We start from the raw sequence: 13046 nt of genomic DNA on the forward strand, positions 1-13046 counted from the left end.
TTGGGCCATGATGATTTACGCAACAAGTGCAACCCTTAACCGTCGTTGGTGGCGCGGACTCTGACATAGAGCCCGGTATTTGTCGCAAATCACCCAAGATTTTAAAGCAAAGGCTTCCGGACTCACGGAGGCCTTTCTCTTTTACCAAAATCGTTGAAATCCTCCGGGACCTAAGCCTTTGCAGAACCCGAAACGAAAAGGCAAACGAATTTTTAAACCAGAGGATCAAAATGACTACGAACATAAGGCACATTACTGAAAGCCCCAACTTCGAACCCCGTACCGACAGTATCTACGTGGCACTGCCCGGTGAACGTTACACCCCGTTTTCGCTCGGCAAGAAGCTCGGTGCGAAGGCTATTTTCGAATCCGCTAGCTTCTCCCACGGTCGTAGCCGTTATTCGACTCTGATGGTGGACGAAGGCTTCCGTCTGCGCCAGAATGACAAGGACGTGAGCATCGTTGTTGACGGCAAGGAAAGCGTGTTCCTCAAGGAAGGCGAAGGCGATATTTTGGACGCCCTCACGCTGATTTCTGCCGAAAATACGGTGCCGCCCAACCAGATTCCTATTCCTTCTTCGGGCGTGGGTTACCTCGGCTATGAATTTTGCGCCCGCTGCGATACCATTCGCCTCGCTCCGCAGGTGGACGAACTGAACATCCCCGAAGCGGAATTCCTGGTGGGTCACATTTACATCGTGTTCGACCACTTTACCGAAAAGCTTCACCTGTTCGCCTTGAACTATGAAGAACACCAGATTGACTTGAAGGCTGCGATTGAAAAGGTGAAGGCCCGCCTCGCTGACCTCGACTTCAGCTACCTCGCTCCGGAAAAGCAGTACGGTAAGGGCATCACGATGACGGACTTGGAACAGTCCCGCAAGGAATACACCGAAAAGGTCGAAGCCCTGCAGAAGCATATCATCGCCGGTAACATCGTGCAGGCTGTGCCTTCTCGCCGCATCCAGTTTGCAAGCGATATCGAAGCACTCGACATTTACCGCCGCCTCCGCACGGTGAACCCGTCTCCGTACATGTTCTTCCTTGATTACGGTACGCACCAGTTTATCGGTGCTTCGCCGGAAAGCTTGGTGCGCGTGCGTGACGGCATCGCTACCATTCACCCGATTGCAGGCACCCGCCGCCGTGGTAAGGATGACGTAGAAGACGAAGCCTTGATGAAGAACCTGAAGGGCGACCCGAAGGAACGCGCCGAACACCTGATGCTGGTGGATTTGGCCCGTAACGACCTCGGCCGCGTCTGCGAAGCCGGTACGGTGGAAACCACCAAGTACATGGAATGCGAAAAGTTCAGCCACGTGATTCACCTGGTCTCTGACGTGCAGGGCCGTGTGGCGAAGAACAAGAAGGCCATCGAAGTGCTGCGCTCCAGCTTCCCGGCAGGTACGGTGAGCGGCGCCCCGAAAATCAGCGCGATTGAAATCCTTTCGGGCCTCGAAAAGGTCAAGCGCCGTTTCTACGCCGGTGCCGTGGGCTATATGGAATCCGACGGTGACTTGGATTTCTGTATTGCTATCCGTTGCTGCTTGAAGCAGGGTAAGACCATCAGCCTGCAGGCCGGTGGTGGCATTGTAGCGGCCTCGAATGCTGACCGCGAATTTGAAGAAACGAACGAAAAATTGGGTGCCATCCGCGCCGTGCTCGAAGGAGAAAACTAAGATGATCGTCATTATCGATAACTACGACTCTTTTACTTACAACGTCTACCAGGCGCTGGCCAAGATTACCACTGAAGAAATCCGCGTGCTCCGTAGCCGCGAATGCACCATTGCAGATATTGAAAAGTTGAACCCAAGCCGCCTCATCGTGAGCCCGGGCCCGGGCCGCCCCGAAGACGCCGGCATCTCCGTCGAAGCTATCAAGCACTTTGCTGGCAAGCTCCCGATTCTCGGCGTGTGCCTCGGCCACCAGGCTATCGGTTACGCTTTCGGTGCCAAGATTGTGCAGGCCAAGTTCATCAAGCACGGCATCGCCGAAGAAATCGACCTCGACGGCAAGGGCCTCTTCCGCACCATTGGCAAGAAGAACATCTTCACGCGTTACCACAGCTTGGTCATCGACGAATCGACGCTCTCTTCTGACTTCGAAGTGACCGCCCGCGCGACCGACGGCGACATCATGGGCATTCGTCACAAGACGCTCCCGATTGAAGGCGTGCAGTTCCACCCGGAATCTATTGCCAGCGGCCGTGCCGACGAATTCTTCAAGGCTTTCCTCAACTACCGTCGCGAACCGCTCGACATCCGCGGAATCTTGAACACGCTTACCGCAGGCAAGGACCTGAGCCGCGAAACCGCCGAAATGTTCATGGAAGACCTGACCGATGGTATCATGGACGAACGCCAGATGGCCGCAATCCTTACCGCACTTTCTAGCAAGGGCCCCGTGACCGAAGAAATCGCAGGTTGCGCCAAGGTGCTCAGCAGCAAGAAGCGCAAGTTCCCCTACAGCGGTGATGAACTCACCGACATCGTGGGTACCGGTGGCGACGGCAAGGGAAGCTTCAACGTGAGCTCTCTCTCCGGCCTTATCGCAGCAAGCTGTGGCGCCAAGATTGCCAAGCACGGCAACCGCGCTGTTTCCAGCAAGTCCGGTGCTGCCGACTTCTATACCGCAGCCGGCTTCAAGCTGGACATGACTCCGGAAAAGGCCGCCAGCGTCATCGACAAGACGAACTTCGTGTTCCTCATGGCTCCGGTCTACCACAGCGCCATGCGCTTTGCCGGCCCGGTTCGTGGTGCCCTCGGTGTCAAGACCATCATGAACCTGCTCGGCCCCCTCACGAACCCGGCCGAAGCCAAGTACCTGATGCTCGGCGTTTACAGCAAGTCGATTCTGGAACCGTTCACCAAGGCTGCAAAGGCCCTCGGTGCCAAGCGCGTGATGGTCGCCATTTCCGATGACGGCTACGACGAAATCTCTCCGTGCGTCCCGACGACCATTGCCGAAATCTTGGAAGACGGTGAATATCGCGAATACCGCATCGACCCGAAGGAATTCGGCGTCCCGGCCGTGGACCCCGAAGACCTCGCCGGTGGTACGGGCGTGGACAACTTCAACCTCGCTCTCGACGTGCTGAACGGCAAGGGCCGCCCGGGCATCAAGTATGCCTGTGCCCTGAACGCCGGTGCCGCCCTCTACATCAGCAAGAAGGCTGCCAGCCTCAAGGAAGGCTTCGATAAGGCCATGAAGGCGATGGAAGACGGCTCGGTCCTGAAAAAGATTGAAGAAGTCAAGGTCGCAACCAACTCGTAATCAAATAAGGTTGGCAAAGGGTTTTATAACCCCTTGCCAACCTTATAGCTTTTAACTATATTTTTATTCCTACTAAATAACTAGGAAAATAAAACCGCAACGATTTTCAACAGGAGGCCGAAAAACATGACTCTACAACAATTACGTTATGCCATCGGCATTGCAGAAACCGGTTCCTTTAACAAGGCCGCCGAAAAACTTTATATTTCGCAGCCGTCGCTGACCGCCGCCATTAAGGATCTTGAAGATGAATTGAATATCCTCATTTTCAACCGTACTAGCCGCGGTGTCAAACTCACCAGCGAAGGCGAAGAATTCGTTGCGTACGCTCGCGAACTTTACCATCATTACGAATCGGTGCTCGACAAGTACGGCAAAATCGGCAAGCGCAAAAAGAAGTTTGGCGTCTCGACGCAGCATTATTCCTTTGCGGTCAAGAGCTTTGTGGAAACCGTCAAGCTTTTCGATACGGACAAGTACGAATTTGCTATCCGCGAAACCCGTACCAAAGAAGTCATCGAAGATGTGGCCTCGTTCAAGAGCGATATCGGTATCCTTTACCTGAGCGATTTCAACCGCAAGATTATCATGAACTTGCTGAATGCCCGCGACCTCGCATTCCATAAGCTCATCGACTGTAAGGCTTATGTGTACCTGTGGAAGGGCCACCCGCTTGCCAACAACAAGTTCATTACGCTCGATGAACTGGCTGAATATCCGTGCCTTTCTTTTGAACAGGGTGACAACAGCTCGTTCTATTTTGCCGAAGAAATCCTGAGTACGAACGAATACAAGCGTACCATCAAGGCGAACGACCGTGCTACCATGCTGAACTTGATGATTGGCTTGAACGGTTACACGCTTTGCTCCGGCATTATCTGCGAAGAATTGAACGGTTCCGATTACCTGGCAGTTCCCTTCAAGGACAAGAGCGAAGAGTCTCGCCGCGTCATGGAAATCGGCTACATCGCCAAGCGCAACATGTTGCTTGGTCTGGTGGGCGAGCGCTATGTCGAAGAACTGCAGCGTTATCTTGCAACATGCAACTCGTAGTTATCGATTTTTACTATAACGAAACATCAAAAAACAGTATGAGCCCAAACCTTGTATAAGGGCATGGGCTTTTTTATTTTGCGCACGTTATTTATCAGGAGTTTATAGACATGAAAAAGCGTTATGGCTTGCTTACGAATGGAATTGTTTGGTTCGGTGTAGCCGTTTCGGTTTCCGAAATTGAAGCCGGTATCGAAATAGGTGCAGAATCCGCTCACGATTCCCTGTGGCTACCCTTGGTGCTCGGGCATATTCTGGGTGGTATTTTACTGTTCTTCGTGGGGCTTATCGGTGCCCGCGTTCGCCTGAATGCCATGCAGACCACGGAATCCACATTCGGAAAGTTCGGTTCCAAGTTTTTTGCGACCCTTAACGCATTCCAGTTGCTTGCGTGGGTGGCTGTGCTGAACGCCCAAGGTGCCCGCGCCCTGGGTGGCCTGAATTTACCGATATCGTTCCCGGCCTCGTGCGTGATTCTTGCGGTACTGATTGCCATTTGGGTCAAGGTCGGTCTCAAGCGTTCGGCAAATGTGGCAACAGTTGTTGTTGCAGCGCTTACGGTTTTGCTTGTTGCTTTCTCGGTGAAGTTGCTTGGAATCAACGTGGCGCCGACGGGCTCTACGGCAAAGCACCTGTTTGGTTTCTGGACCATTTTTGAAATTTCGATTGCCATGCCTCTTTCTTGGTTGCCAGTGATTTCGGACTATACGAAGGATGCTGAAAATCCGCTTTCGGCCACAGCAACATCAGCTATTGCGTATACGATTGCAAGCCTTTGGATGTATATTCTGGGTGTCGAAATTTCTGGACTTGGCGTGAATAACGATATTGCCCAGGCTATTTTGCTTGCCGGTTTTGGCGTTCCGGGGATTATCATTGTGGTTGCATCTACGGTTACGACCAATTTTCTCGCGGCGAACTCTGCGGGTGAATCGATCAAGGTCATTCATGGTAAGGTAAAGCACAAGACGGCGGGTGTTGTTGTTGCCCTTCTGAGTTCCGTTCTTGCCATTTCGGGTATTATGGAACATTATATCAGCTTCCTTTACCTTATAGCCTCGGTGTTTGCTCCTATGGCGGCTGTGCTTTTGGTGTCGTTCTACCTTACAGACCACAGCAAAGTCGGCAAGGCGTTTTGGATTGGAAACCTGTTCGCCTGGTTGGTTGGCTTTGCGGTGTACCAGTATGCGGCCCATTTGGAATCGGTATTCCTCGGTCCCACGCTGCTTTCTGTCGTCGTGTCTTTTGTAATTTCCTATCTTTTCTCAAAAACCTTGACTTTGAAGCCTAAGGGAAATTAATGAGCGAAGACATTTTAGCGAAAATCGTACGGATGCGCCGCGAGGATATCGAGCGGCTTGGCCTGAATTTTGGAATTGAAATTCCTGAAAAGCGCGAGGTGGGCCATACCGAATTCCTCGGTAATGCAGGTGCGATTCTCGAAGTCAAGCGAGCATCGCCTTCGAAGGGCGATATCGCGCCGGATCTCGATCCGGTAGGGCTTGCGACGACTTATGCCGAGGCTCATGCGCAGGCGGTTTCAGTGCTTACTGAAACGAATTTTTTCAAGGGAACGCTGCGTGACTTGATTGCCGTGGCGAACCTGATGGAAAGCCGCCGCAAGCAGGGCTTGCATGCCTGCGCCGTACTTCGCAAAGATTTTCTTTTATTCGAAGATGAAATCGATATTGCTTACCGTTGCGGTGCCGATGCAGTGCTTTTGATTGCCCGTATCTTGGATGACGAACAGCTCGTGCGCATGGCGAAGCGTGCTGCATCGTTTGATATGCAGGCCTTTGTGGAAGTCCGCGAAACTGACGACTTGCGCAAGCTGAAAGTCGTGACCGAAGCACTTGGCGAATCTGCTGCCAAGACGATTGTCGCGGGCGTGAATTCTCGCGATTTGGCGACCTTCCATACGGATCCGCTGGTGCCGGCGTCGGTGCGTAGCAAACTTCCGGCGAAGGCTGTTTTTGAATCTGGAATTTTATGCCCGGCCGATGCGACTTATGCCCGCAACCTTGGCTTCACGGGAATCCTGGTGGGCGAGGCCGTTGCCAAGAATCCGCCGCTTGCTAAAGAAGTGGTGCATGCGTTTGAATCGGGCTCCGAGAATGCCCGCGGCAAGTTCTGGAAAAAGTTTGCAGAACGCAAGGCTGCCAAAAAGGCGGGCCCGCTCGTTAAAATTTGTGGCATTACTCGCGACGAAGATGGTAAGCTTGCCGCTGAACTCGGCGCCGACATGCTCGGCTTTGTATTCAGCACTACCAAGCGCCTGACCACCGAAGAATTCGTGCGCAGCTTTGCCGAAAAGATAGGCCCGAACCGTCCGATTCTTGTTGGAGTCATCACCGATCCCGAATCCGTTGAAGGCAAAACTGCTATCAAGCTTGCTCGCGAAGGCGTGCTCGATGCAGTCCAGTTCCACGGTGTAGCTCCCGAAGCCGAATACAGCGACTTGCCGCATTACTGTGCCGCCCGCGTGGGCGAGGAATCCGATTTTGATAAGGTGACCGCTCTCCGCAAGAATGGTGAACCCCGCATTCTCTTGGATGCCAAGGTCGAAGGAATCCCTGGCGGTACGGGTAAGACCATTCCCGAAAAACTGCTCCGCGAAAAAGCGGGGGATTTGCCGCTCTGGCTTGCCGGCGGTATCACGTCTGAAAATGTGGGTGCGATTGTCGAAAAGTTCCACCCGGAACTCGTCGATGTCTCCAGCGGTGTCGAAGACGCCCCCGGAATCAAAAACAGCGAAAAGCTGAAGGCGTTGTTTGCTGCTCTTTCATAAATTGCCCCAAATGGCCGAATTTAGGCCTTTTTGTACAAATTACGAAAGATTTTTTTTACAAAAATCTTACGCTAACCTATTGACAGACAACGAATTAGTATATATATTGAAGACATAAAGATGAAATTGGCAATCCGCTTTGACGCTAGCGCCGCTATCGACGAGGTTCTCAAAGAAGGGATTTAGGCATTGCCATTTCATCAAGTGTTTAACGGAAGACTCTCGATCGTCGAGAGTCTTTCTTATATTTATGGCATGAAAGATAAATTTTTGTCGAATTTGTTTTTGGGGGTGGCGATGGGAACCCTGATATGTGCTTGTGGAGATGATTCTTCTACTGGGCAGAATGCGAGTTGTAAGTGTGATTTTGAATTTAAAGAAAGTATCGCGGCTATGGATTGGGGGGATGATACGACGTATGTGTTCGGGCACAAGACTCCCGATGTGGATGCGGTGACGTCGTCCTTGGCTTATGCGGCGTTGATGCGTGCCATGGGGCACAATGCGGTTGCGAAGGTTTCGAGTCCTGTTAATCGAGAGACAGAGTTCGTTGCGAAACAGTTGGGATTTGAATTGCCAGATGAGATGGTGTCGGTGAAGCCTGGTACTAGGCTCATTTTGACCGACCATGCCGAGTATGTGCAGTCTGTTGACGGGGCGCATGAGGCGAAAATTTTGCAGATTATCGATCACCATACGCCGGGGGATATTGATGCGGATTCTTCTGCTTATGTGCGGCGAGAACTTTGGGGGTCTACTTGTACGCTGATAAAGTATCTTTATCAGGAGGCTGATGTAAAGTTGGACGATGAGGTTGCTAAAATCTTGCTCGCGGGGATTCTCTCTGATACGCGGAACTTGACCAAGGTAAATACGACCCGTGCGGATAGCGTTGTGCTCGGTGAGTTGATGAATCAGCTTAAGATGTCCTCGGATAGTGTGCGGAGTCTTTTTAGGGGAATGTCTGACGCTTCACACGATATGAGCGGAATGACCGACAAGGAAATTTTCCTGGCGGATTATAAGGATTATACTATCGGCGGCTTTGATTTGGGTATCGCGAGTGAAAATTGGTATGACGATTCGACCAAGGATGAATTTTTTGAACGGATGTTTGCGGTCATGCCGGAAATTGCCAAGGAAAAGGACCGTGATATTCTGTTGTCCAAGGTGGACCTGCATACGCTAAATCCAAATCCGGCAGCTTCGGAAGATAGCCTGTATTTGAATGCCGGTACCTATATTTTGTACTATGGGGTTGGCGATTATGCTGAAAAGGCGAAGGAAATCGCCGAAAGCGCATTCGGGGAATCCGTGAAAGACGGAATTTGCTATTCTGCGGAAACGTTGAGCCGCAAGACGCACGTAGTACCCATGGTTACGGATGCAATAGAAAAAAATTCAGCTCAACCCCTTGCCAAATAGAATTAGACTTCCTAAATTAGGGCACATGAAGATGAATTCAGCAATCCGTTTCAACCGCTGGTGGTGGGGCTCTACTAAATAGAGTCCGTTTTGCTGATTTCATCAAGTGTTTGTAAAAGGCTTTCGGACTCCCGAAGGCCTTTAATTTTTTTACCATGAACCTTTAACCCTTAACCTAGACCGATAAGAATAAACCTTAAACTAGATCCTTCGACTTCGGGCTTTGCCCTCCGCTCAGGATGACACGAGAATGAATATGACTACTTCTTCAAATAACGGTTTCTTTGACAAGTTCGGTGGCAAGTATGTTGCCGAAATCATCCGCCGTCCGCTCGACGACCTCGAAGTGGCTTTCAACAAGTACATCCATGATCCGGAATTCCTCGAAGAACTCCGTATCATCCAGCGCGACTACATTGGCCGCGAAACGCCGCTGTACTTTGCCCCGACTGCCACGGAACTCCTGGGCGGTGCGCAGATCTACATCAAGCTAGAAGGCCTTGCCAACACCGGTGCGCACAAGATCAACAACGCCATCGGTCAGTGCCTTTTGGCCAAGAAGATGGGCAAAACCCGCATTATCGCCGAAACGGGTGCCGGTCAGCACGGCCTTGCGACGGCTGCCGCTTGCGCAAAACTTGGCCTCGAATGTGTGGTCTATATGGGCGAGGTGGATGTTCGTCGCCAGCAGCCGAACGTGGCGACCATGGAAATGTATGGTGCGAAGGTTGTGCCGGTCACGAGTGGGGCCCGCACCCTTAAGGATGCCGTGAACGAAGCCATGCGCGACTGGGCTACGAATTTCAAGAACACGCACTATGTGCTCGGTTCTGCTCTCGGCCCGGCTCCGTTCCCGGATATTGTTCGTACCTTCCAGTCGATTATCGGTGAAGAAGTCAAGCGCCAGGCCGCAGAACGCAACATCGACATTGCGGCCGTTGTCGCTTGCGTGGGAGGCGGTAGCAACTCTATCGGCGTGTTCACTCCGTTTATCGAAGACAAGAATGTGCGCCTGATTGGTGCCGAAGCCGGTGGCATTGGCCCGAACAAGGGTGAAAATGCTGCCCGTATGACGGGTAACGCGAGCCGCGAAGGCATTCTGCAGGGTTACAAGAGCCGCTTCCTCATCGATGAAGACGGCCAGTCGCTGCCGACTCGTTCCATCTCGGCGGGGCTTGATTACATGGGAATCGGCCCGCAGCTCGCTGCCCTCGGCGAATCGGGCCGCGTGGAATTTACGGCAATCCTCGACAAGGAGGCTCTCGAAGCGGTGAAGTTCTTTGCCCGTAACGAAGGTATTCTCTTCGCCCTCGAAAGTGCGCACGCCGGTGCAGCCGCCATGAAGATTGCGAAGGAACTTCCGAAGGACAAGGCGCTCGTCATCAATATGAGTGGCCGCGGCGACAAGGACATCTTTATCACGAGCCCGGTGTTCCGCCCCGAAAAGTGGAAGGAATTCCTGAAGGCCGAACTTGTTCGCCTCGAAAACAACGAAGACATCCACGACGCCGAAATTATGACAAGGAAGTAATCACCATGAATTTAATGTCTCATCTTATTGCGGGTTTTCCTGACGCTGAAACTTCTATCGCTATCGCCGACGCACTTGTGAAGGGTGGCGCAAACATCCTTGAAATCCAACTTGCCTTCAGTGATCCGAGTGCCGACGGTCCGGCCATTCAGACGGCTTCGACCATTGCTCTCGACAAGGGCTATTCTACCAAGCAGGGTCTTGAAATCGTGAAGAAGATTCACGAACGCCACCCTGAAACGCCCATTTACATCATGACTTATGGTTCCCTCGCCTTTACGCCGGGCATCGAAAATTTTGTCAAGATGTGCAAGGACGCAGGCGTGTCCGCTTGCATCATTCCGGACTTGCCCTTCGACGGCGACGAAGGTCTGACTGAAGCTTGCAAGAAGCATGGTCTCGAAAACATCCCGGTGGCCGCTCCCAGCATGACCAAGGAACGCCTCGAAGCAATGGCCTCTAAGGGCTTCAAGTACATCTACGCCGCACTCCGCGCCGGTACGACCGGTAGCGAAACGACGATTGACCAGGCAACGCTTGACTTTATCGACACCGTCGGTAAGGGTGGTGCCAAGGTGCTCGGCGGCTTCGGTATCCGCAATGGAGAGCAATCCAAGGTGCTCAGCAAGCATGTGTACGCCGTGGTCGCGGGCTCCGTATTCGTGAACCTCGTGCTCTCTAACGAAGACTCCGCCGAAGGCCGCAAAAAAGCCATCGCCGAAATCGAGGCGAAGGCTAAGGAAATTGCGGGGAAGTAGAAACTACTTCTTGAATTTGACGGCGGTTCCGTAGGCAATGATTTCTGCGGAGCCAGCCATCACCGAGGCGGTTGCGAAGCGCACGTTCACGATGGCGTCTGCCCCAATCATTCCGGCCTGATTTTCCATACGTTCAATAGCAATGTTCCGAGCGTCGTTCAGCATCTCGGTGTAGCCGGCGATTTCGCCACCTACAAGCGTCTTGAGCCCGGCAAATACGTCGCGCACCACGTTCTTGCTAAAGACAACACTCCCGCGCACCATCTGAAGCGTTTCGATTTCTTTGCCGGTGATAAAGTCTGTTGTGTAGAGTTTCATATGTTCTCCTTTTTGTTTGTAATCGCGAATTTCGACGCCGCTTCAAAATTACATAAATAAAACACCAAGCCAAAACAAAAGTGTCACTAATAAAAGCAAAAAAACAATTATCTAGGGACTTGAAAAAAGAGATGCCCCGTCAAGCGGGGCATGACAACAGGGCTAGGCTGCAGGCAGGGGGACAACAGCTTCAAGGCGAGTGTTGTGGCAAACGGAGTTTGACATAACCGAGCCGATCTGTTGGGGCTTGAGCGTAGCGAAAGACCAGCCTTCCCCCTTTTTCGGTCTACCGTCTACTTCCTACTGTCTACTAATCACAGCGTTGCCTGGAACTGGTGGAACTTTTCCAGGAGTTCGGCGTAGGTCTTGGTGGCTTCGAGCTGCGGGAACTGGGCGACGATGGAGTCCGGGGCGCAGAAGAAGCAGCCCTTGTCGGCCTGCTTGAGCATGCCCGTGTCGTTGAAGGAATCACCGCTGGCGAACACCTTGAAGTTGAGGTCTTGCAGGTGCTTCACGACCTTCGTCTTCTGGTCGTTGAGACGCAGGTGGTAGCCCTTAATCATGTCGTTTTCGACTTCCAGGTTGTGGCAGAAGATGGTCGGGAATCCGAGGTTCTTCATGATGGGGTAGGCGAATTCCTGGAACGTGTCCGAAAGAATAATCACCTGGGCTTCGTCGCGGAGTTTGTCCATAAAGTCGCGGGCGCCGTCGAGAAGTCCGAGGTTTGCGATCACGTTCTGGATGTCCGAAAGCTTGATGCCTTCGCGTTCGAGAATCTTGATGCGGCCCTTCATGAGTACGTCGTAGTCGGGAATGTCACGGGTGGTGAGGCGCAGGTCCTTAATGCCGGTTTTCTCGGCGACGGCAATCCAGATTTCAGGGGCGAGGACACCTTCAAGGTCCAGGGTAACGACACATTGCTTGGTAAACATAGGGCTATTTCTTTCGTTCGTTGATGATGGAGCGCAAATCCGCAATCGTAATCTGGTATGGGGTGCGGCAGAAGTCGCAAACCACTTCGAGGTCCTTGCCTTCTTTTTCGAGATCCTGCAAGTCCTTGAGCGGGAGCGTTGCAAGCGTTGCCACGGTGCGTTCGCGGCTGCAGGGGCAGTAGGCCTTCGGGTCGATTTCTTTGACGATATCGATTTCGTAGGGGCCGCGCAGCTGGTCCAGGAGCTCGTCCAGGTCAAAGCCTTCGGGCGTGTTCATGTCGCAGAATTTCGGCAAGTTCTGGATAATGACTTCGATCAGGTTAATGTCCTTGTCTTCGAGGTCGGGGAAGGCTTCGATGTAGAAACCGGCGGCGTAGTCGAGCTTGCTTGGGTCTTCTTTGTTAAAGGCGGCTTCAATACCTACGGCCGAGCGGATCTGTTCGGACTGCAAAAGGTAGGTGGCGAGGTTCTGGCCCATGGATACGGCGGGAGCCTCGATAATGCTTTCGTGGACGCGCTTGCCCTGTTCGTTCAGCTTGACGACGCGGACGCTCTGCGGAATGAGGGCGGGTTCGTTACCGCCAACGGCCTGGAGTTCCGGCTGCGGAATCATGGCGCGCACCAGGCCCTGCGGCGTGGAGTCCGACTGCACCAGCGTGATTTCGCCCGAGAATCGGGTGGTAAAGCTCACGGTGCCCGGGAACTTGAGCGAGGCGCTCAAGAAAATGCTTGCGATGGAGTTTTCGGCGAGGAGCTTGAGGGCGAAACCCTGTGCGTTATGCTTCTTGCCGATTTCGTTCATCGTCGCGGTCAAGTCGACGACAATCAGGCGGAAGGGCGTCTTCTTGCCCGTAGCGCGGATAATGCGGTCCTTGAAATTCATGGCCCAAAGATAGAATTTTAGACGAGAGGCGAGAGACGAAAGACGAGAGAAAGTTGGTGTTGTGTCATCCTGAGCTATACAA

General features: G+C 52.7%; 11 protein-coding genes. 8 read left to right on the plus strand and 3 right to left on the minus strand.

The window, feature by feature from the left end; all coding sequences use genetic code 11:
* Positions 1-230: 230 nt before the first annotated feature.
* The 8 genes from B7989_RS05555 (at position 231) to trpA (ending at position 10831) form a co-directional block, all read left to right on the plus strand.
* On the plus strand, positions 231-1679 hold the full coding sequence (locus B7989_RS05555; protein WP_072798624.1) for an anthranilate synthase component I family protein: 1449 nt from the start codon (positions 231-233) through the stop codon (positions 1677-1679).
* 1 nt (position 1680) lies between these two features.
* Positions 1681-3276: a bifunctional anthranilate synthase component II/anthranilate phosphoribosyltransferase gene (locus B7989_RS05560; RefSeq protein WP_088627569.1), complete on the plus strand. Its 1596-nt coding sequence runs from the start codon at positions 1681-1683 to the stop codon at positions 3274-3276.
* 126 nt (positions 3277-3402) lie between these two features.
* Positions 3403-4329 (plus strand): LysR family transcriptional regulator, encoded by a 927-nt coding sequence (locus B7989_RS05565; RefSeq protein WP_088627570.1) that lies wholly within the window; start codon positions 3403-3405, stop codon positions 4327-4329.
* Positions 4330-4439: 110 nt separating this feature from the next.
* Entirely contained in the window at positions 4440-5630 is a 1191-nt protein-coding gene (locus B7989_RS05570) for a cytosine permease (protein WP_088627571.1), read from the plus strand.
* Positions 5630-7117: a bifunctional indole-3-glycerol phosphate synthase/phosphoribosylanthranilate isomerase gene (locus B7989_RS05575; protein ID WP_088627572.1), complete on the plus strand. Its 1488-nt coding sequence runs from the start codon at positions 5630-5632 to the stop codon at positions 7115-7117. Before B7989_RS05570 ends, B7989_RS05575 begins: the two co-directional genes overlap by 1 nt.
* Before the next feature lie 255 nt (positions 7118-7372).
* Positions 7373-8542, plus strand: a complete 1170-nt coding sequence (locus B7989_RS05580; protein ID WP_233144263.1) for a DHH family phosphoesterase — start codon at positions 7373-7375, stop codon at positions 8540-8542.
* 250 nt (positions 8543-8792) lie between these two features.
* Positions 8793-10073 carry a tryptophan synthase subunit beta gene (trpB, locus tag B7989_RS05585; protein WP_233144264.1) on the plus strand — a complete coding sequence of 427 codons (1281 nt, stop codon included), beginning with the start codon at positions 8793-8795 and terminating at the stop codon, positions 10071-10073.
* Between the two features lie 5 nt (positions 10074-10078).
* Positions 10079-10831 carry a tryptophan synthase subunit alpha gene (gene trpA / locus B7989_RS05590; protein ID WP_088627573.1) on the plus strand — a complete coding sequence of 251 codons (753 nt, stop codon included), beginning with the start codon at positions 10079-10081 and terminating at the stop codon, positions 10829-10831.
* Between the two features lie 3 nt (positions 10832-10834).
* Here the strand turns inward: trpA and B7989_RS05595 are convergent, their stop codons facing one another.
* From B7989_RS05595 to B7989_RS05605, 3 genes are all read right to left on the minus strand, one after another.
* The gene (locus B7989_RS05595) at positions 10835-11149 is read right to left on the minus strand and encodes a YbjQ family protein (protein WP_072798645.1); all 315 of its coding nucleotides are present in this window, start codon (positions 11147-11149) and stop codon (positions 10835-10837) included.
* 314 nt (positions 11150-11463) lie between these two features.
* Entirely contained in the window at positions 11464-12081 is a 618-nt protein-coding gene (thrH, locus tag B7989_RS05600) for a bifunctional phosphoserine phosphatase/homoserine phosphotransferase ThrH (RefSeq protein ID WP_088627574.1), read from the minus strand.
* 4 nt (positions 12082-12085) lie between these two features.
* Positions 12086-12964 (minus strand): Hsp33 family molecular chaperone HslO, encoded by an 879-nt coding sequence (locus tag B7989_RS05605; RefSeq protein ID WP_088627575.1) that lies wholly within the window; start codon positions 12962-12964, stop codon positions 12086-12088.
* Between the last annotated feature and the right edge of the window lie 82 nt (positions 12965-13046).

The sequence above is a fragment of the Fibrobacter sp. UWB5 genome (assembly GCF_002210295.1).
GTDB lineage: Bacteria > Fibrobacterota > Fibrobacteria > Fibrobacterales > Fibrobacteraceae > Fibrobacter.